26 protein-coding genes are annotated in these 16,371 nt (G+C 65.3%); 10 read left to right on the top strand and 16 right to left on the bottom strand.

Annotation, left to right across the window (positions count from 1 at the left end; genetic code table 11):
• The first annotated feature begins 309 nt into the window (after window positions 1–309).
• Window positions 310–825 (top strand): ParB N-terminal domain-containing protein, encoded by a 516-nt coding sequence (locus I3J27_RS17480; RefSeq protein ID WP_270171730.1) that lies wholly within the window; start codon window positions 310–312, stop codon window positions 823–825.
• 127 nt (window positions 826–952) lie between these two features.
• Here the strand turns inward: I3J27_RS17480 and I3J27_RS17475 are convergent, their stop codons facing one another.
• Window positions 953–1,228, bottom strand: a complete 276-nt coding sequence (locus I3J27_RS17475) for a hypothetical protein (protein WP_270171728.1) — start codon at window positions 1,226–1,228, stop codon at window positions 953–955.
• Window positions 1,229–1,380: 152 nt separating this feature from the next.
• Between I3J27_RS17475 and I3J27_RS17470 the strand changes: the two genes are divergently transcribed.
• The 3 genes from I3J27_RS17470 to I3J27_RS17460 all read left to right on the top strand — a co-directional run bounded on the left by I3J27_RS17470 (window position 1,381) and on the right by I3J27_RS17460 (window position 3,705).
• Window positions 1,381–1,611 (top strand): hypothetical protein, encoded by a 231-nt coding sequence (locus I3J27_RS17470; RefSeq protein ID WP_270171725.1) that lies wholly within the window; start codon window positions 1,381–1,383, stop codon window positions 1,609–1,611.
• Between the two features lie 175 nt (window positions 1,612–1,786).
• Window positions 1,787–2,773: a hypothetical protein gene (locus tag I3J27_RS17465; RefSeq protein WP_270172826.1), complete on the top strand. Its 987-nt coding sequence runs from the start codon at window positions 1,787–1,789 to the stop codon at window positions 2,771–2,773.
• A 140-nt stretch (window positions 2,774–2,913) separates the two neighbouring features.
• Window positions 2,914–3,705 (top strand): transglycosylase SLT domain-containing protein, encoded by a 792-nt coding sequence (locus I3J27_RS17460; RefSeq protein WP_270171719.1) that lies wholly within the window; start codon window positions 2,914–2,916, stop codon window positions 3,703–3,705.
• A gap of 97 nt (window positions 3,706–3,802) precedes the next feature.
• Here the strand turns inward: I3J27_RS17460 and I3J27_RS17455 are convergent, their stop codons facing one another.
• The 3 genes from I3J27_RS17455 to I3J27_RS17445 all read right to left on the bottom strand — a co-directional run bounded on the left by I3J27_RS17455 (window position 3,803) and on the right by I3J27_RS17445 (window position 5,597).
• Entirely contained in the window at window positions 3,803–4,078 is a 276-nt protein-coding gene (locus I3J27_RS17455; RefSeq protein ID WP_270171717.1) for a hypothetical protein, read from the bottom strand.
• Window positions 4,079–4,186: 108 nt separating this feature from the next.
• Complete coding sequence (locus tag I3J27_RS17450; protein ID WP_270171715.1) at window positions 4,187–4,840, bottom strand: cell envelope biogenesis protein TolA; 654 nt, start codon at window positions 4,838–4,840, stop codon at window positions 4,187–4,189.
• A 220-nt stretch (window positions 4,841–5,060) separates the two neighbouring features.
• Window positions 5,061–5,597 (bottom strand): helix-turn-helix domain-containing protein, encoded by a 537-nt coding sequence (locus I3J27_RS17445; protein ID WP_270171713.1) that lies wholly within the window; start codon window positions 5,595–5,597, stop codon window positions 5,061–5,063.
• A gap of 168 nt (window positions 5,598–5,765) precedes the next feature.
• Here I3J27_RS17445 and I3J27_RS17440 point away from each other — a divergent pair, with 168 nt between their 5' ends.
• Window positions 5,766–6,116 carry a zinc ribbon domain-containing protein YjdM gene (locus tag I3J27_RS17440; protein ID WP_270171711.1) on the top strand — a complete coding sequence of 117 codons (351 nt, stop codon included), beginning with the start codon at window positions 5,766–5,768 and terminating at the stop codon, window positions 6,114–6,116.
• 14 nt (window positions 6,117–6,130) lie between these two features.
• Here the strand turns inward: I3J27_RS17440 and I3J27_RS17435 are convergent, their stop codons facing one another.
• Window positions 6,131–7,051 (bottom strand): DMT family transporter, encoded by a 921-nt coding sequence (locus I3J27_RS17435; RefSeq protein WP_270171709.1) that lies wholly within the window; start codon window positions 7,049–7,051, stop codon window positions 6,131–6,133.
• A 75-nt stretch (window positions 7,052–7,126) separates the two neighbouring features.
• Window positions 7,127–7,543 carry a nuclear transport factor 2 family protein gene (locus I3J27_RS17430; RefSeq protein ID WP_270171706.1) on the bottom strand — a complete coding sequence of 139 codons (417 nt, stop codon included), beginning with the start codon at window positions 7,541–7,543 and terminating at the stop codon, window positions 7,127–7,129.
• Window positions 7,544–7,669: 126 nt separating this feature from the next.
• On the opposite strand from I3J27_RS17430, the gene I3J27_RS17425 reads away from it, so the two are divergent.
• Window positions 7,670–8,233 (top strand): bifunctional transcriptional activator/DNA repair enzyme AdaA, encoded by a 564-nt coding sequence (locus I3J27_RS17425; RefSeq protein ID WP_270171704.1) that lies wholly within the window; start codon window positions 7,670–7,672, stop codon window positions 8,231–8,233.
• 8 nt (window positions 8,234–8,241) lie between these two features.
• Here the strand turns inward: I3J27_RS17425 and I3J27_RS17420 are convergent, their stop codons facing one another.
• The 4 genes from I3J27_RS17420 to I3J27_RS17405 all read right to left on the bottom strand — a co-directional run bounded on the left by I3J27_RS17420 (window position 8,242) and on the right by I3J27_RS17405 (window position 9,492).
• A complete protein-coding gene (locus I3J27_RS17420) occupies window positions 8,242–8,388 on the bottom strand; it encodes a hypothetical protein (RefSeq protein WP_270171702.1) in 147 nt (48 codons plus the stop codon).
• A 278-nt stretch (window positions 8,389–8,666) separates the two neighbouring features.
• Window positions 8,667–8,927 (bottom strand): hypothetical protein, encoded by a 261-nt coding sequence (locus I3J27_RS17415; protein WP_270171700.1) that lies wholly within the window; start codon window positions 8,925–8,927, stop codon window positions 8,667–8,669.
• A gap of 149 nt (window positions 8,928–9,076) precedes the next feature.
• A complete protein-coding gene (locus tag I3J27_RS17410; protein ID WP_270171698.1) occupies window positions 9,077–9,280 on the bottom strand; it encodes a hypothetical protein in 204 nt (67 codons plus the stop codon).
• A gap of 47 nt (window positions 9,281–9,327) precedes the next feature.
• A complete protein-coding gene (locus tag I3J27_RS17405) occupies window positions 9,328–9,492 on the bottom strand; it encodes a Flp family type IVb pilin (RefSeq protein ID WP_211385809.1) in 165 nt (54 codons plus the stop codon).
• Window positions 9,493–9,807: 315 nt separating this feature from the next.
• Here I3J27_RS17405 and I3J27_RS17400 point away from each other — a divergent pair, with 315 nt between their 5' ends.
• A complete protein-coding gene (locus tag I3J27_RS17400; RefSeq protein WP_270171694.1) occupies window positions 9,808–11,109 on the top strand; it encodes a hypothetical protein in 1,302 nt (433 codons plus the stop codon).
• Between the two features lie 4 nt (window positions 11,110–11,113).
• Here I3J27_RS17400 and pdxY read toward each other — a convergent pair whose 3' ends face one another.
• The 3 genes from pdxY to I3J27_RS17385 form a co-directional block, all read right to left on the bottom strand.
• Window positions 11,114–11,920 (bottom strand): pyridoxal kinase, encoded by an 807-nt coding sequence (pdxY, locus tag I3J27_RS17395; protein WP_270171692.1) that lies wholly within the window; start codon window positions 11,918–11,920, stop codon window positions 11,114–11,116.
• Window positions 11,921–11,968: 48 nt separating this feature from the next.
• A complete protein-coding gene (locus I3J27_RS17390) occupies window positions 11,969–12,610 on the bottom strand; it encodes an FMN-binding negative transcriptional regulator (RefSeq protein ID WP_270171690.1) in 642 nt (213 codons plus the stop codon).
• Window positions 12,611–12,712: 102 nt separating this feature from the next.
• Entirely contained in the window at window positions 12,713–13,345 is a 633-nt protein-coding gene (locus I3J27_RS17385; RefSeq protein WP_270171688.1) for a TetR/AcrR family transcriptional regulator, read from the bottom strand.
• A gap of 99 nt (window positions 13,346–13,444) precedes the next feature.
• Here I3J27_RS17385 and I3J27_RS17380 point away from each other — a divergent pair, with 99 nt between their 5' ends.
• From I3J27_RS17380 to I3J27_RS17370, 3 genes are all read left to right on the top strand, one after another.
• Window positions 13,445–14,110, top strand: coding sequence for an O-methyltransferase (locus tag I3J27_RS17380; protein ID WP_270171686.1), 666 nt, complete (start codon window positions 13,445–13,447; stop codon window positions 14,108–14,110).
• Between the two features lie 216 nt (window positions 14,111–14,326).
• The gene (locus tag I3J27_RS17375) at window positions 14,327–14,671 is read left to right on the top strand and encodes a DMT family transporter (RefSeq protein WP_014495640.1); all 345 of its coding nucleotides are present in this window, start codon (window positions 14,327–14,329) and stop codon (window positions 14,669–14,671) included.
• A complete protein-coding gene (locus I3J27_RS17370; protein ID WP_270171680.1) occupies window positions 14,671–15,252 on the top strand; it encodes a TetR/AcrR family transcriptional regulator in 582 nt (193 codons plus the stop codon). Before I3J27_RS17375 ends, I3J27_RS17370 begins: the two co-directional genes overlap by 1 nt.
• Here I3J27_RS17370 and I3J27_RS17365 read toward each other — a convergent pair whose 3' ends face one another.
• The 3 genes from I3J27_RS17365 to I3J27_RS17355 all read right to left on the bottom strand — a co-directional run bounded on the left by I3J27_RS17365 (window position 15,253) and on the right by I3J27_RS17355 (window position 16,348).
• A complete protein-coding gene (locus I3J27_RS17365; RefSeq protein WP_270171678.1) occupies window positions 15,253–15,573 on the bottom strand; it encodes a hypothetical protein in 321 nt (106 codons plus the stop codon).
• A 71-nt stretch (window positions 15,574–15,644) separates the two neighbouring features.
• Window positions 15,645–15,851 (bottom strand): hypothetical protein, encoded by a 207-nt coding sequence (locus I3J27_RS17360; RefSeq protein ID WP_306417064.1) that lies wholly within the window; start codon window positions 15,849–15,851, stop codon window positions 15,645–15,647.
• Window positions 15,852–16,069: 218 nt separating this feature from the next.
• Entirely contained in the window at window positions 16,070–16,348 is a 279-nt protein-coding gene (locus I3J27_RS17355) for a hypothetical protein (RefSeq protein ID WP_306417063.1), read from the bottom strand.
• Window positions 16,349–16,371: the final 23 nt, after the last annotated feature.

Here is a 16,371-nt window from a genome sequence, read left to right as displayed (position 1 = left end):
TCGTTTCCGTAGGCAGGCAGGCGGATCATGCCGTCGGCTACCACGCCTACGCACTCACTTCATAAACAGACTGGAGCTACGGTGACTGTGCACTAGACTCGCTCCCTTTCGTCGGATCGGCTACTTCGGCTGACTTTCACGCGCGACCCAATTGAGTGCACTGTCACCGCAATCGCAACTCAATTCCGGCTTCGATGCCCATCAACGCCCCGCCGCCGAAAATTGCCTTTGCGGCTGCGCCCTTCCCTCCTAAACTCCCCTTCCCACCGGCATCGGTTCCGACGGACCCGGCAGAAGCGGAGTCGAGTTATGCCCAAACCGGAACGCTTCCCGATCGAGAAGATCTTCGTTCCCACGAAGCAGAAGAAAGCCATCAAGCCCGAGATCGTCGGGGAGATCGCGGAAAGCATTCTGGACATCGGACAACAGGCCCCCATTTCCGTTCGGCTCGACGGAGACCGCCTCGTTCTGGTCGAGGGACTGCATCGGTTAGAGGCCTGCAAGGCGCTCGGCGAGACGACCATTCTCGGTGTCCTGGTCCCGGCGGAGCTTGCTCAGCACAAGCCGCAGCTCGCCGAACGACCCGAAGTCGAGGCAGAGCGCATCAAGATGGCGCGATTGAAACAGTTGCGCCTCGAGAAGGAAGCAGCAGAGGCATCGACTTCTGCCTTGAAGGGCGCTGGCGCAACGGAAGCGCTGCGCACCCGTCCGGCCAAAGGCGTCCGCGACAATCCCAAGGCATCACCGGGCCGGACCGCGAAAGCGACACCGAAATCATTGTCGGACTGGATCACGCAGCAAAAGGGCAGCGGCGGCCGCTATTGATGGCCGGCTCCAGAATTTGTGCCAGCCTGTATGATGGGTAGACCACTTGCGAAACCCATCGCTCATGACGACCGATTGATGGGTTTCGCTCCCGCTCTACCCATCCTACGCGCTGCGTCCTTGGATCTCAGTACCTCGTGCTCGAGCCGGTGGTCGGCCTCGTGCTCGCGCCGGTGGTTTGACCCGGAGCGTAATTCGATGCGCCGTGGCCGGTCTTCTTCGAGGCCTTCGCGTGATGCATCTTATGTCCGGGAGCGTAGCTGGAAGCGCCCGGCTCGCCTTTCTTGGAACCCATTTGCTGCATCTCGTGACCTGGCGTCTTGCTCGATACGCCCTGAGCAAGCACGGCCGGGGCTGTCGCCATGACAACGGCGGCGGAGAGCGCGATGATCGTTGCTTTCATGATGTCCTCCTCGCAAAAGCCTCCTCGATGCAACGAATGGAGCCAACCCCCGTTCCTGCGGCGCTTGACGCTCGCGGAACTTATTCGACCTCCATGGTTTTGAGAGGTACTGCCTCCGTGACCGGAGGGCAGCGACAAGTTGAGAGGCGAAAATGTTCCTGACGGGACTTGGCGCGCTGCTCATCTTCGGCGGACTCCTGTACATGCTGCGCGCCACGATTTGGCGGGGCCCCCTGAGCGGTCGGGATTCCTCTCGACCGGTTCGGGGCACGCTGGAGCCGCCGCGCCGCGGCCTGGGATTCCTCGGGATCGGATCTAACTGGCCGGGAATCCTTCTGATGGCCGCCGGTGTCGTGCTGATGGCGTCAGGCGCGAGCTTCTAAGCCCTGAATTACGCCAGTGCTGTCACCGTAACCGAGGGCGGCGATTGAGCCGCGCAGCGCGCTCCGCCCTGCTCCCGAGCCCGCCATAATTTTTCCTTTGCGCGCGCGTTGTGTTGGACAGCGGCGAGACCTATCCTTCCCAAGATCGGACTGCCTCCCATTGACGCCCGACCGGATGGAGAGCGCATCGGTGCCCGACACGAACGACCCCCAACCTGATACCGGCAAGCCTGATGGCGCCAAGCCCGATACCGCCAAGCCGGATACCAAGCCGGACGCGGCGCGCGCCGATAGCGGGCTGGCGCGGGCCTACGACCGGATCAAGAGCGCAGAGCAAGACCTCGCGCGGCTGGACCGGCTGGTTTCCGGATTGGAACGCGACGGCGAAGGTCCACGTGCCTCCCACGCAAGCCCTGGTGCGACGGCAGCCGGGAGTTCCGGACACAAGGCGCCGAGTGGCACCGCTCAGTATGCCGGGGCTCGCGATCAAGGCTTGAAGGGAGATCGGACGATGGTGCGTGCCTTGGTGGGCCTCGTGTTGGCGATCGGCCTTCTCGGCGCCGCCTTCGCTTCGCAATATCGCGATGAGGCCAAATTGATCTTGGCACGATGGGCTCCGCCGACCGCGAGCGCGCCCCCGCAAGCCTCCCCAGTGGAAAGCCCAGCGCAGCCGCCGGTCGTGCTGCTGGCCGCCGCGGATGGGCCGAGCCCCGCACCGCCTGTGCCTAAGGAAACGGAAAGCGCCCCAAAGCCTGGCACTACCGCGCCTGACCCGTCATCGTCCGATCTCGCGCAATCGCTCAAGGCCATCACGGGCGAGCTTGCGAACATCAACGGCAAGCTCGAGCAACTGAAAAGCCGCAACGAGCAGACCCAGCGCGAGCAGGCCGATACCATTCAACAGCTCAAGGCGGCGCAGGAGAAGGATGCGGCGGACAATGCGCGCCTCGCCGCGCAGGTCCAGGCGCTGCAAACGCAACTGACCGCTTCATCCGCGTCTGCAGCCGCGAAGCCCGTCGTGCGGAGCGTGACCACCAGCGACACGGCTGCGCCTGCACGGCCGCACGTGCAAGCAGCCGCACCTCGGCGACCCAGGCCGCCGCGAGGACCCTGGATGCCCCCGCCCTACATGCTCGACCGTTACGGCGATCCGGATTGGTGAGCTCGCAGGGCGGATGAGCCGACGGCGCGGAGCGCCGCCAGCTCGCGAACTGCCCACTTCTCGTCAGCCCGTTGACTCGATCGGCATCCTTGCATCAGCGTTCACGGCCCAAAGCCCTGGTGCTATGCTGCTCAAGTCCCATGCCACGAAAAAGCAAGAGCCTCCTGCCTCGCCTTCGCACGATCCGGCGGGGCATCCGATGGGCGCGCAAAACATTCGCACGAACGCCTCGAGCCGTTCGGATCGCGGCCGGGATCGCAATCCTGCTCGCGGTCGCAACGCTCGTAAACATCATCTACCACGTCATCCGCAAGCCAACCGAACTCTTCGCCGTCGTCGGTCACACCCTCGACAAGGAGCCGGCGGAGACGTGGGAGAGATACGGCCCGCTCTTTCGCACCTACTCCACCGTAACGATCACGCCCGAATTGCTGGCCGCGCTGGCGCAGGTCGAGAGTTCGGGCAATCCGGTGGCGCGCACCTATTGGCGCTGGCGATGGAGCTTTAACCCGCTGGCGATCTACAAGCCTGCCTCCAGCGCCGTCGGGCTGTTCCAGATGACCGATCCGGCCTACGCCGAGGTCTCACGCTTCTGTATCCGCGGCAACGCGGTCACCGAGACCGGCTGCGGGTCGACTAGCCTCTACACCCGCGCGATCCCGAGCCACGCCATCGAGCTGGCCTCGGTGTATCTGGACCGCAATGTCGCGCTGGTGCTCTCGCTGGCGGGCGACGTGAAGCCCAGCGCGCAGCAGAAGCAGGATCTGGCCACCATCATCCATCTCTGCGGCGCGGGTCCCGGCACGGCCTATGCGCGCCGCAAGTTTCAGCTGATATCAGGCGAGCGTTGCGGCGATCACCTCGTCGCGTTCTATCTCGCCAGGGTCAACGCGATGAAGCGGCAATTTCTGCGGCTGGCGGCGGACCCGTAGGATGGGTAGAGCGAAGCGAAACCCATCGGGCCACGACGGCTGTTGATGGGTTTCGCTTCGCTCTACCCATCCTACAAGCTATCTGTTCCGCCGATCGCTACCACCAATACGGCCAGCGCCATCCCTCATAACGAACATATGACGGCACCAGCGGCGGGGCGTAGGGATCGACGCGGTCGTCTTCCGGGCGATAACGATAGCGCGGCACGACATTGTAATCCCACGGCGTCGGCCTGAGCACAGGCGCCGTGACGATGAGCCGCTCCTGCGGAACCACCTGGGCCCTCCGCGTCCGGGCTTCGGCACCTGATGTCCCCAGGCTGGACAGCACCAGGGCCGCTCCAAGCGCGCACCCGACGGTCATGATCTTCATGCGTTGGTCTCCTTCGTCTGCAAGAGTGCTCAAGGACGTAGCGCAAGGCAAGTCCCATTCGCCCGTCGACTTGCTTGAACGACCGCTGCGGCCGCAGCACCACGCGCCCTACTCCCGCGCGCGGCGCATCGCCTGCTCCAGCTTCATCCGCTGCTTGTCCCACCGGCCCTGCTCGGCCTCGGTGCGTTCGTCGAGCGCGGCGCGCTCCGCTTCCAGTCTCTCCGCACGCGCCTCGTGCTCGCGTCTCGCCTTGTCCAGCGCCGCCTGCGCGGCTGCGACCGCCTTGTCGCGGCGCGCGCGCGCCTTGGCGCGGGCGGCCTCTTCCTTGCGGCGTTCGGCTTGCCGCCGCTGCTCTTCCTTCTCGAACGCAGCGGCGGCCTTGCGCGCCGCTTGATCGTCGAGCTTGCGGGACGGCTTGGCTGCGATCTTGGCCGGACGCTTCCCCGGCTTAGTTGTGCGCTTGAGTTTGTGCTTGGGTTTGCGCCTGATTTCGCCGCCCGTGAGGTCGGTCGGCAGTTCGGCGTTTTCGGTGAACGCGCCATCGGTGCCGACGGGCCGCCGAAGCACCACGCCCGGACTTGCCATTGTCGCGGCGACGATGTCGGGATCGTCGGTCTCCCTCGCAATGCCCTGATGGAACAGGTTGGATTTTGCGCCCCAGGCCTCCAGCGCCGCCTTCATCGATGGCGCGGCGACCGCCTGGTCGTAGAAGCCGAGCGAGGTCTGGTAGGTCTTCAGTTTTCGTTTCGATTGCTTCGGCATGTCGCCCCGCGCCCCTGCGACGCACACGCTCGCGATCGCACCGGCGCCACTCTGTCATCATGCCCCTGATTTGCCCGACGGGTCAAATTTTATTCGGGATCACCGAATTTTTCCCAGGGCCGGGCCACGATGATTTTCCGGGTTCGCAAAGCCTTGAAATCACGCATGTTCTCTACTGTGCATGGGGTTGTTTTCGCGACTTTTGCTTGAGGCAATGACCCTACGCCGCGTCGACCTCCTCCGGCGCCGGGCCCGCGACGAGCCCGTCGAGGCTGACCATCAGCAGATCGGCGACGTGCATGAGCTGGTAGAGCGGAATGTCCGCCTCGCCCTGTTCGGCCAACGTGACGAAGGCGGGTGTGACGCCGATACGCTCGGCGAGTTGGGCCTCGGTGTAGCCGCGCATCTGCCGCGCCGCCTTGACGCGCGCACCGATCCCGAGCCGGTGCCGGGACTGCTCGTCCGCGGTCATCATGACGGCCTGCTCGTCCTGGCTCGCATAGCCGTCCGCGAACGCGCTGCCGATCAGTCTCTCGCGGCGCCAGGCGAGCCGGCAGGCCTTGCGCAGCCCGCCCGTGAAGATCACCGCAAACTGCTCCGGCACCCAGGCCGAGCTGTTGAGCTGCAGGCGCGCGCCGGTGGCGGAGACATCGCGGATCGTGCAGGGCACGCTGATGATGCTGCCGGTACCATTGTCGAACTCGACGATGCCGGTCCTCAACGTGTGATGTCTGGTCGCTGCGCGATGATCGCTCATGGCTTTCGCACTCCCGTCATTTCAGGACATGGATACCGCGGAATTTTTCCTGAATTCCTAAGGTTCCCCCGCTTCAAATGCGACCGGGCGCCATGGTAAAGGATTTGCTCCAAAACCATCTTTTCCGGCGGACTGCGTGCGCGCGCCCGTTTGGGCGCGAGGCAAGCGATGACCGAACCGATGAAATGCCCGAACTGCCAATCCGAGCACGCCTATCAGGACCGCGATCTCTGGGTCTGTCCGGAGTGCGCCCATGAATGGAGCGCCACGGGCGATGCGGCCGCGCCGACCGCGCAGGAGGCCGGCGTGCGCGATGCCCACGGCAATGTGCTCAGCGATGGCGACAGCGTCATCGTGATGAAGGACCTCAAGGTCAAGGGCTCCTCATCGGTGGTCAAGGGCGGCACCAAGGTCCGCAACATCCGCCTCCAGGAGGCCACCGACGGCCACAACATCGCCTGCAAGATCGACGGCATCGGGGCGATGAATCTGAAATCGGAGTTCGTGAAGAAGGCGTAATTCGCCCGGCGCGGTCACCGCTGTCTTTGCGCCAGGTAAAAGCCGCACAGCACCGTGACGAGGCCCGCCGCCTGCAACATCGTCGGCGCCTCGCCGAGCAACAGCCAGCCGACCAGCAGCGTCAGCGCCGGCACGCAGGCCGGGAACACCGCGGCGCGGGCGACGCCGAGGCGCTGCACCGAGACGGCGAACAGATAGAGCGCGGCGGGGCCGGCAAGCACGCCCTGCGCCAGCGCCTGGATGGCATTTTCCGCAACGCCAATCGCCGCGACATGGGCAAGACCGACGGTCGCGAGGTAGACCGGCAACAGCAGCAGCGACAGCACGTTGATGACGAGCGCGGCCGACACGGCCGAGACGCGCCACTGGCGCAGTGCCGTGCCAAAGCCTGCGAACATGAATCCCGTCAGCACGAAGATCAGATCGCCCAGCACGCCGTCGGCCCCGATATGGCCGATCGATTCCGCGCCGATCACGCCGAGCCCGCCGACGATGACGAGGGCGCCGACAAGGCGCGAGGCCGAGACGTGCTCCTTCAGCACGACCGCGGCGAGCAGCAGGCCGCCGAGCGTCGCGCTGGAGGGCTGGATCACGCTGCCATGGCCGAGCGGCACGAACAGGAAGCCGGTGTAGGAGATCAGCGCCATCACGGGGCCGCCGAGCACCATCAGCGCAAGGCCCCTGCCCCAGCCGATGCCGCAGAGATCGGAGATGCCGGCGCGCAGGACCAGCGGCAGGAACGCGATGCCCGACCAGACATAGCGATGCACCAGGAGATCGACCGGCGTGAAGCCGACCTTGAAGCCATGCCGCGTGCCGGCAAAGCCCAGCGCCCAGAACAGCGCCGCCGCCAGGCCGCAGACCACGCCGAGCAGCGCCGGCGCCGCATCGTTCGTTCGATTGAGAGCGTCAGCGCCGCTCGTTCGCTGATCCATGGGGCAAGCTCTATGTCAGCGCGGGATGCGGCTCAACCCACGCGGTTGCAGGGCTGGCACGCGGTGGCTCGATCGTCACGCCCCTTCACCGAACACCATCCGCCATCCCTTGCGCGTGTCCATGTATTCCCTGACCTCGCGGATCTTGTCGCCAGCCACCGTGAACACGAAGCAATAGTCATTCTCGTACGGCTTGCCGCCGGGAAGCGTGGCGCGCATCCGCTCCTCGACGATCACGACATCGCCGTCGGCATAGACGCCGCGAAAGGCGATATCGACCTGCGAATACAATTTGTGCATCTCCTGCGCGATGAAGCGCGCGATCTGCGGCGCGCCGATCATGTGGTCGGCATGATCGAGCGCGACCGCGGTGGCGTTGCCCTTCTGCGCGATCCATTCGGCGTCGTCGGTGAACAACGCCGCGATACGCGTTGCGTCGCGCGATGAAAAAGTCTTCCAGGCGTTGAGGACGATGTCTTTCGGGCTGGTCACGATGCGCTTCCCTGCTTGGCGTTGATGGCCGCCTTCTAGGCCGCCGCGCGCATGACGGCTCGCCACAATCGGACTCGGTCATCCCACGACCCTTCCGTCCACGCCCGCATGCGCTATCATCCGGCCATGCTGAGTTTCGAGATCTGCAACGCCGCGCGGCTGCGCCGCGATCCCCGCTATGACGGCCGCTTCTTCACGGCGGTGAAGACCACGGGCATCTATTGCCGCCCGGTCTGCCCGGCCAAGCATCCGCTGACGCGCAACGTCGCCTATTATCCGACCGCGGCCGCGGCAGAAGCTGCGGGGTTCCGGCCCTGCCTGCGCTGCCGGCCCGAGACCGCACCGTTCTGCCCGGCCTGGAACGGCACGCGCTCGACGGTCGCTCGCGCGGTGAAGCTGATCAATGACGGCGCGCTCGACGAGGACACGGTGGTGACGCTCGCGATGCGGCTCGGCATCTCCTCGCGCCATCTGGCGCGCTTGTTCGAACGCCATGTCGGCGCGACGCCGCAGCAGCTCGCAAAAACGCTGCGCGTCCAGCGCGCCAAGCGCCTGCTCGATGCCGGTGATCACACCATGACGGATATCGCGTTTCAGGCCGGCTTCGGCAGCCTGCGCAGATTCAACGCCGCCTTCGCCGAGCTCTATGGACGATCGCCGTCGAGCCTGCGCTCGTCGAAGCGCGCATAGTCCGAATCTCAGAAAAATCCGGGGCTGAGATCGAGCCCATATGTCAGGCTCAGCACGAACACGAACAGCACGGCGGCCGCGAACAATGCGAGATGCCGGAGGATGAACTCGCGCGGCGAAGTGGCGACAACAACGGCTTTTTGCGCAACGGGCATAACGGCCTCCATAATGAAAACGATTCTCAAACCGCTTCTTGGCCGCCAATAAGCGGCGCCCGCATCAGGCGCCGCGATCTGCAAAGCAACTATTAAAGAGATCACACTCGCTTTGAACGGCGGTACACAAACCGCCCGTCACGCGAAAATTTTCGTCTGAAAGACTCTCAGCCAGCGCATCGATGCGCAGCATGAGATGAAACACGCACGCGATGTCGTCGAAGGTTCGTCATGCCCGGGCTTGTCCCGGGCATGACGAGCGCTATGTATTTTCAGTCTTAGCGGGCAGAGCCCGTGGTCACGGTCGCGGTCGCGGTCTTCACCTTGCGCGGCGTCAGCACGCTGGCCTGGAGTGCCGTGACGCTCGTGGCGGGCGCCGTCACCTGCTGCTCGACATGGGCGGCGCCGAGCACGCGAACCTGCATCGGCGAAGCCGGAATGCCATTGACCTCATAGGCCGGCAGCTCGGCGGCGAAGGTGGCAGTCGAGCCCGCGATGAGGAGGGCGGCGGCTGCGATCGACAAAGTCTTCTTGTTCATTGGTGATGCTCCTGGAAGGTGGTTCGGAGCACATGTAATGCTGATTTGCTGCGTTGCGATATGCATTGCTGCATCGCAATATCGCGTGCCATGCATGGCGATATGTTTAATGCGCCGGCATTTGGCGACTCGGCGCGACTGCCCGCGGCTCAGCCGCCCATCACATTGCCCCAGCCATCGAAAACATAAGCCTTCCAGACCACGGTTCCATCGCCGCGCGGCCGGCTGGCCTGGCGATAATCGTCAGCCTGATCGGCGGTCCAGGTGATGATCGTGCCGGAGACACGATCATACAGGATGGCGGGCTCGGTGGGGTCGAAGGCGTCCATGGGACGAAGCGAGGAATGGGTCATGGTCGACCAACGCACGGGCGGCGGCAAGGTTGCCGCGAGATGCGCCGCTATTTCAACGCCGTCGCCAGCGATTGCAGCTTGGCGACGAGATTGGTGCCGAGCGCATAGATGATCTCGATGATCGCGAGCGCGATACCGGCTGCGATCAGGCCGTATTCGATCGCGGTGGCGCCGGATTCATCGGCGGCAAATTCGGCCAACAAGCATTTCAATTTCACAACTCGTGTCCTTCCCAACGCTACCGGACGTTGCCGGCATGGGAGAGATACCGATCCGCAATCCAAGATTGAGTAAATTCAACCGCCTCAATTTGATGACAATGAACGTTGCGTTTTGCAGGGCCCCTCAGCCCGCGCTGCCCCGGGAACCGCAGGGAACCCGAGTTGCTCGTCGGCAACACCCCCTCGAAAAGCCCGTTTTCGCCGATTTGCGCCATTGCGCCGCCACACCATCCTCCGAACAATCGAGGGGCTGCGTGCCTGGCTGTGCAAGATTGGTTCGAACAGAACCGTTTGGAGGCAGGGATCATGAACGATCGGCGGTCTCTTCTGGTGGCGGTCTCGTGCCCCTCGGCCGTTCTCGCCGGCTGGGTGGCGCTCTCGCTGTCCGCCTACGCTCCGGCCCTCATCGAGAACGGCGGCGCCAATGCCGCTGCGGTATCTCGCGCCAAGGATCTCACCCGCCTCGATCTCGCCGATGTCCCGCGCGCTGCGGCCATCGAGGACGGCATCGCGTTGACCGCCGACATTGCGGCTGCTGTCGCAGCGACACCGAGTCTGGCGATCGCCGAGGCTGTCCCGCCCGAGCTACCCGAGGCGCCCACCATCAAGCTCGCCTCGGCCGATCCTGCGCTGATCTTGCCTGCGGAAGCGCCACCCGCGCCGCAGATCTCGCCCGAACCAGAGCCCGTTGTCAGCGAGGCCGCACCGGCTCCGGCGCCGGAGCCCGTGATCAAACTCGCATCCGCCGATCCCACGGACATCGTCACGACGGACGCGCTGTCTCCCGCGGCGATCGCAACCGGCCCTGCGCCCGCCGCGAGCAAGGCCTCGCCGCCGGCCGACACCATTGCCGTGCTCGACGAATGCTTCGTCATGGATGCCTGCATCGATCGCTATCTCTGGGCGCTCTATCAGCGCACCGCGAAGGAAGATTCGATCAAGGTCCAGGACCGCCGCCCCGTCACCGTCAAGCGCAAGGGCAAGACGATCACGGTGATGCGCAGCTTCACCAAGCTGGTCGATGAGGATTTTGGCTGGAAGGACCCGAAGGCGGCCGAGCACGCCGGCATGTCGATGATGGATTACGTGATCGGCGGGATGGACAAGAGCTTCAAGCGAAAACTGTTTCGCACGCTGCTCGCCGCCGAAGCCGCAGGCCTGTCGCCGGGCATCACCAGCGCGTTCCGCGACGACTATCGGCAATCGATCGCGAGCGGCCTGAAGGCCGCCTCCGACCGCTCCTATCACGGCGGCAGCACGCGCGGCGGCTACGGCCACGGCATGGCGGCCGATATCGTCTCGACCGCCGGCAACAACCGCGCGCAACGCTGGGTCTCGACCGAGATACTGTGGAAGTGGGTCGATGCCAACGGCAAGGCGCTCGGCATCGGCCGGCCCTATCTCGGCCGCGATCCGCCGCATGTCGGCCCCATCGACGGTGCGGAATACATCTCGAAGCGCGGCACGAGCGACCGCAAGGACGTCGCCAGCGTGAAGCCGAAGAAGGCGCGGGTCGTGGCCGGCGCCAAGGCGAAGGCACAGATCGCGCGCGAGCAGAAGGCCAGGCCGCAGAAGTCGGCGCAATCAGCCGCAAAGCGCGCGACCTGAACCGTTACGACTTGCGCCCCGGCAGCGGCACGAGGCGCATCTCGGCCGTAGCGGCCTCCTGCGTGCGCACCAGCACCGCAAAGATGGTCTCGACCGCAAGCCGCACCGCGGCCTCCATTGCCTTGCCCTTCGCCAGATGTGCCGCGATCAGGCCGGTGAGGAGATCGCCGGTGCCGTAGGGGCGGATCGGCAGCCGCGGTGTCGCAAAGCGCGACAACTGCCCGTCCGCGCACAGGATCGTCTCCACCTGCCCGTCCGCCGTATCGGTGAGCGCGCAACCGGTGGCGACGACGTCGCCCTGCCCCGCCAGTGCCGCGCAGGCCGCGCGCAAACCTTGCGTATCCGCGATCGGGACACCTGACAGCAACTCGAGCTCGAACTGGTTCGGCGTGGCGAGGTTCGCAGCCGGCAGCAGGCGGTGCCGCACCACGTCCAAAATGCCGTCAGCGACATAGACGCGGCCGTCATCGCCGATCACGGGATCGCAGAGATAAACAAGTTTCGAATTCCGCGTCAGCGCCCGCTCGACGAAGTCGGCGATCACAGCGGCATTGCCGGGCGAGCCGAGATAGCCGGTGACGAGCACAGCGGCTTCGTCGACGAGGTCGCGCTCCTCGACGCCCTTCAGCAGATCCGCGACGAGCTCGGTCTCCAGCACCCGTCCGCGCAGGCTCGGATAGCGCGGATGGTTCGACAGCAATGTCGTCGGTACCGCCGCGACGTTGACGCCCTCCGCCTGCATGGCATAGGCGGCCGCGCTGTTGCCGACATGGCCGTGGACCACCTGGCTTTGAATGGAGATGACGAGCATGGGCGGGTCCGTAAGATTAAATGCTGGATGTGGAAAGCATAGCCCGGATCACGAAACATCGTACCGAAGTCCCGGCCGCAGCGCTTGCATCTTCCGCGCCAGCCGCCGGTGCCCCGTCTCCTCCGACCGCGCCAGCCGGTCGGCGACCGCGACATGGTCCACGTCGCTCTTGTGCTGGTTGAGCTTGGCCTGTCCCTCGATCTGATCCACCACGAGGTCGACGACCCGGATCGCAGCCAGCATGCTCTCGCGCTTGCCCGGCTCCATCTGCGCGAGATCCCAGGGCTGCTTCGGCAGGCGCGCCTCGGACACCGCGAGCAGCGTATCGCCATGCCTGCGGTTCTCGTCAAGCTCGCGTAGATGCGCCACGCCAGACAGGTGCACGGCCTCGTAGAGCCAGGTCGAGACGTTGTCGCGGGACGAATACCAGTCGTTGGAGATGTAGGCGTCATCGCCGGCAACGATCAGCAGGAAGCGCCGCGCGCCGTCCGCGAGCGGAACGAGCGGATTTTTTGCCGTGAAATGGATCTGGACGATGGCGTGGCCATCGCGCTCGCCCAGCACGAACGGCACGTGCGAGGCACGCGGCCCGCGCTCGTCCGCCGCCACGATCACGCCGAAGCCCCGTTGCCCGGCAAATTCAAGCGCGCGCTGCTCCTCGATGCGAAACTGGGGCCGAAGGACGTGCATGGGGCAGCGCTCGAGGCTGGATGTGGGACGGGGCGAAGCTAACCCATGATCCGGCGAAAGCTGAAGGATAATTCGCCCGCAAACGCCGATGTCGGCAATGCCTCAGCGCCGCGCCAGCTTTTCGAGATAGGCACAGAACATGTCGGCCATGGCACCGGCATAGGCGGCGATCTCCGCCTCGCTTCGCGTCTCTTCCGAAAAAGTCTTGCCGACCTCGCTCAACGTCGTCGCGATCAACTCGCCGGCAAGGACGCGCGTCGCATCCGAGGCCTTGGGCAGCGCCTCCCGCATGAAAGCCGTGACGATGCCCTCGCCGGCCGCCCGCGCGTCCTGCGCCTCGGGCGCGTCCCGATAGAGCGGCGCGGCGTCGCTGAGCGCGACGCGGATTGCAGCCTCCTCGCACTCGGAGCGGATGAAGGCGTGGACCAGCGCGCGCAGCCGCACCAAGGGCCGCTTCGCCCGGTCCGCGAGGATATCGCGCAAAAGCTCGCTGGTGCGCCGCCACTCGTCGCTCTGGAGGCGGAACAGGATCGCCGCCTTGTTCGGAAAATATTGATAGAGCGATCCGACGCTCACCCCGGCCCGCTCCGCGACCCGCGCCGTGGTGAAACGCTGCGCCCCTTCCTTCGCCAGAACCTGAATAGCGGCATCCAGAATGGCGGCCACCAGATCGTTGGAGCGAGCCTGCTGCGGCTGTTTTCGTGAGGAAACTGAACGACTTCGACGATCGGCCATGCGGGCATCCCGGCAATGCGAATAGGAAATGCGACGAATTAGTCGTATTTCGACTTCCACGCAAGCACGGCGCTTCGCCGCGAATTCTGGAGACCTTGAATGACCACCCCAACCATCACATCGCTTGCGCCATTGCTGAATCGCCTGTTCCTCGAGGCGGAATCAGCATGGGGCGCAACGCACGCTGCCGTGGCCGACCTCTCCGACGCCGACCGCGCACGGATGATGCGGAGCAAGACCGACTACCGCGACCTCTATGGTCGCTTGAAGGACGCACCGCTCGCGGTCTCGCGCGAGACCGGCGCACTGCTGTACATGCTGGCGCGCAGCTCCCGCGCCACAACGATCGTCGAGTTCGGGACGTCGTTCGGCATCTCGACCCTGCACCTTGCGGCGGGCCTGCGCGACAATGGCGGCGGCCGGCTCATCACCAGCGAGTTCGAGCCGTCCAAGGCGGCGCGGGCGCGTGACAACCTGTCGGCCGGCGGGCTGATCGATCTCGTCGAAATCCGCGAAGGCGACGCGCTGAAGACGCTCAGCGCCGATCTGCCCGATACGATCGATCTCGTGCTGCTGGACGGCGCCAAGGCGCTCTACCCGGAGATCCTGGATCTGGTCGAAGGCCATCTCGAGCCGGGCGCGATCATCGTCGCCGACAACGCCGATGACAGCCCCGATTATCTGGCGCGCGTGCGCGATCCTGGAAACGGCTACATGTCCACGCCCTTTGCCGAAGACGTCGAGCTGTCCGTGCGGATCGGCTGACGCAGTCGAATCTCGCAAAACGAAGGCGCCGCACGTGGCATCGTGCGGCGCCTTCGTTTTGTCGGGGAATGCGGCGAAACGTCGACCAACCCATGGCATCAGCCCCTGTCGCAGGCTCGTCACTCACACGTGATATTGCCTGCCGGCAAAAGCCACGTTCCGCGTGCTAAACATACCTACCGCGCGGTATCTTTCGAAAATGTGCCTGAGCCGATCATGACCTCCGCCTTCAACGCCTACGCCGCGCTTGCCCTCGCCATCGTCTTCGAGGTCACCGCGTCCGCCTTCCTGCAGCAATCGGCACAGTTCACGCGGCCGTGGCCGACGCTGGCGATGGTGCTGTTCTACGTCGCCTCGTTCTACGCGCTGTCGGTCGCGATCCGGGTCATCCCCTTGAGCATCGCCTATGCGATCTGGGGCGGCGTCGGCATCATCCTGACCGCGACCGTCTCCTTCGTGCTGTTCCGCCAGATGCTGGACGCCGCCGCCTTCGTCGGCATCGGGCTGATCGTATCAGGGGTCGTGGTCATCAACCTGTTCTCGCAAACCACGGCGCATTGATGCCGGCGAGCGCCTATACCCGCGCCAAGCAGCCCGAGCAGGTGCGGCGCGCCCTGCTCGACTGCGCAGCGGCCATCGCCACGGACCATGGCGTCGCCGGCGTCACGGTGCAGGCGGTCGCGGCAGCGGCCGGCGTTACCAAGGGCGGGTTGTTTCACCATTTCGGCAGCAAGCAGGCGTTGATCGAGGGCCTGTTCGCCGATCTCCTCGCCCGCGTCGATGCCGAGATCGACGCTGCCGTCGAAGCCGATCCCAAACCGCGCGGCAGCTTTACGCGCGCCTATGTCAATGCGGTGTTCACCGGGAAGGCGTTCGGCTTCGCCACGCCCTGGGCGGCGCTGAGCATGGTCGTCGTCACCGATCCGTCGCTGCGCCGGCTCTGGAACGACTGGATGAAGGCCCGCCTGAAGCGCCACCGTGCGACCGATGCCGCGCCCGAGCTTTATGTCGTCCGTCTCGCTGCCGACGGCGCGTGGCTGTCCTATGTCACGACGGGACAGACCCGCATGAGCGCCGACCTGCGGGCCGTGCACGACCGGCTGATCGCACAGACCTATCGGCGCCAGCAGCCGGAACGATAGCTACCGGCTCTGCTCCGGCTTGGGCGGCCGCGGCGCAGATCTGGACGGCTTTGCTCCGGGCTTGGCCGCAGCGCGCGGAGGCGGCCCATCGACCGATTCCAGGTACGCGGCGAGCGCCTTGGCAGAGTCGGAGCTGGTCGCGTAATGATCCCGGAGGAACCAGGTGAGCGTCAGGCTGAAGCGCCCCTTCGCCAAGCCCCGCGGACTGCGATGGCAGGTCGCGCAGCCGTCCGCGAAGAGTTTTGCGGGCGGCTTGCCGGCGTCGAGGTTTTGCGCGGATGCGACCGTCGCCGTCAGTGCGGCGGCCGCTGCAAGAGTCATGAAGGGCGCGATCAGATCGCGCCCCGGTCGATTTGGCGAAGTCAATGTCGTCCCCTGGCCCCGTCGCGCGGTCACGCCGCCGATAGCTGATCGAATTCGGGCGGAGTATAGGCCTTGCCGTCCTGGTCGGTGATGACGACCTGCCACCCCTCGCTCGCCCAGACTTTTGCCTTCGCCACGATGAGCAACCGGCTCTCGCGGGCAAAACTGCACTTCTCGTTGTCGCGTTCTGCGATCATCTTATAGGCCAATGCGCATCCCCTTGCGTTGCCCCGCACCCGCTCCTCTCGTGGCAGCGGGCTTTGGCGGCAATTCGCCGGGAGCGTGGCAATTTGGTGCCATCCATGTGCCGCAACGTGCTTTGGTTCCAACCGGGCATCGACGGCAGCGCAGGCATCCGGGCAATCCGCCCGGTGCTACGCCAACCCTATGCCATGCAGAACCGCGGCCGGGCTCGGGTCCATCGCCGCCGCGACGGAACCGCTAGCGCCCGTGCCTAGTGCACGCGGATAATATGCGGACGGCCAAGATCAATCAGTCCCTGTACCGCCGAGAGACGATCGTCCAGGGCTGCGATCGTGAGCAGCAGATTGTTACGGCGCTCATCGAGCATGCCCATCTCGGCACCCGTGAGCTTCGTGCTCGTCCGCTCCTTGTGAATCACGTCGAGGGATTTGCGCAGTCCGGCGATCAGGCCGGTCAGTTGCTTGGCCTCCTTGGTCATCGACTTCTTCGCGACATTTTGGCGGCGCGTCTCCGCCTGGCTCTGTCTCATCATCATCCTCCCGTGCCCCGCTG

The organism is Bradyrhizobium xenonodulans (assembly GCF_027594865.1).
In the GTDB taxonomy this organism is placed as follows: Bacteria; Pseudomonadota; Alphaproteobacteria; order Rhizobiales; family Xanthobacteraceae; genus Bradyrhizobium; species Bradyrhizobium xenonodulans.
Note: the sequence above shows the minus strand (reverse complement) of the source record. Positions and strands in the feature narration are given on the sequence as shown.

Coding starts and splice junctions, on each gene's coding strand:
- I3J27_RS17480 (WP_270171730.1), top strand. CDS start 310: ATGCCCAAACCGGAACGCTTCCCGATCGAGAAGATCTTCGTTCCCACG.
- I3J27_RS17475 (WP_270171728.1), bottom strand. CDS start 1,228: ATGAAAGCAACGATCATCGCGCTCTCCGCCGCCGTTGTCATGGCGACA.
- I3J27_RS17470 (WP_270171725.1), top strand. CDS start 1,381: ATGTTCCTGACGGGACTTGGCGCGCTGCTCATCTTCGGCGGACTCCTG.
- I3J27_RS17465 (WP_270172826.1), top strand. CDS start 1,787: ATGGAGAGCGCATCGGTGCCCGACACGAACGACCCCCAACCTGATACC.
- I3J27_RS17460 (WP_270171719.1), top strand. CDS start 2,914: ATGCCACGAAAAAGCAAGAGCCTCCTGCCTCGCCTTCGCACGATCCGG.
- I3J27_RS17455 (WP_270171717.1), bottom strand. CDS start 4,078: ATGAAGATCATGACCGTCGGGTGCGCGCTTGGAGCGGCCCTGGTGCTG.
- I3J27_RS17450 (WP_270171715.1), bottom strand. CDS start 4,840: ATGCCGAAGCAATCGAAACGAAAACTGAAGACCTACCAGACCTCGCTC.
- I3J27_RS17445 (WP_270171713.1), bottom strand. CDS start 5,597: ATGAGCGATCATCGCGCAGCGACCAGACATCACACGTTGAGGACCGGC.
- I3J27_RS17440 (WP_270171711.1), top strand. CDS start 5,766: ATGACCGAACCGATGAAATGCCCGAACTGCCAATCCGAGCACGCCTAT.
- I3J27_RS17435 (WP_270171709.1), bottom strand. CDS start 7,051: ATGGATCAGCGAACGAGCGGCGCTGACGCTCTCAATCGAACGAACGAT.
- I3J27_RS17425 (WP_270171704.1), top strand. CDS start 7,670: ATGCTGAGTTTCGAGATCTGCAACGCCGCGCGGCTGCGCCGCGATCCC.
- I3J27_RS17420 (WP_270171702.1), bottom strand. CDS start 8,388: ATGCCCGTTGCGCAAAAAGCCGTTGTTGTCGCCACTTCGCCGCGCGAG.
- I3J27_RS17415 (WP_270171700.1), bottom strand. CDS start 8,927: ATGAACAAGAAGACTTTGTCGATCGCAGCCGCCGCCCTCCTCATCGCG.
- I3J27_RS17410 (WP_270171698.1), bottom strand. CDS start 9,280: ATGACCCATTCCTCGCTTCGTCCCATGGACGCCTTCGACCCCACCGAG.
- I3J27_RS17400 (WP_270171694.1), top strand. CDS start 9,808: ATGAACGATCGGCGGTCTCTTCTGGTGGCGGTCTCGTGCCCCTCGGCC.
- pdxY (WP_270171692.1), bottom strand. CDS start 11,920: ATGCTCGTCATCTCCATTCAAAGCCAGGTGGTCCACGGCCATGTCGGC.
- I3J27_RS17390 (WP_270171690.1), bottom strand. CDS start 12,610: ATGCACGTCCTTCGGCCCCAGTTTCGCATCGAGGAGCAGCGCGCGCTT.
- I3J27_RS17385 (WP_270171688.1), bottom strand. CDS start 13,345: ATGGCCGATCGTCGAAGTCGTTCAGTTTCCTCACGAAAACAGCCGCAG.
- I3J27_RS17380 (WP_270171686.1), top strand. CDS start 13,445: ATGACCACCCCAACCATCACATCGCTTGCGCCATTGCTGAATCGCCTG.
- I3J27_RS17375 (WP_014495640.1), top strand. CDS start 14,327: ATGACCTCCGCCTTCAACGCCTACGCCGCGCTTGCCCTCGCCATCGTC.
- I3J27_RS17370 (WP_270171680.1), top strand. CDS start 14,671: ATGCCGGCGAGCGCCTATACCCGCGCCAAGCAGCCCGAGCAGGTGCGG.
- I3J27_RS17365 (WP_270171678.1), bottom strand. CDS start 15,573: ATGACTCTTGCAGCGGCCGCCGCACTGACGGCGACGGTCGCATCCGCG.
- I3J27_RS17355 (WP_306417063.1), bottom strand. CDS start 16,348: ATGAGACAGAGCCAGGCGGAGACGCGCCGCCAAAATGTCGCGAAGAAG.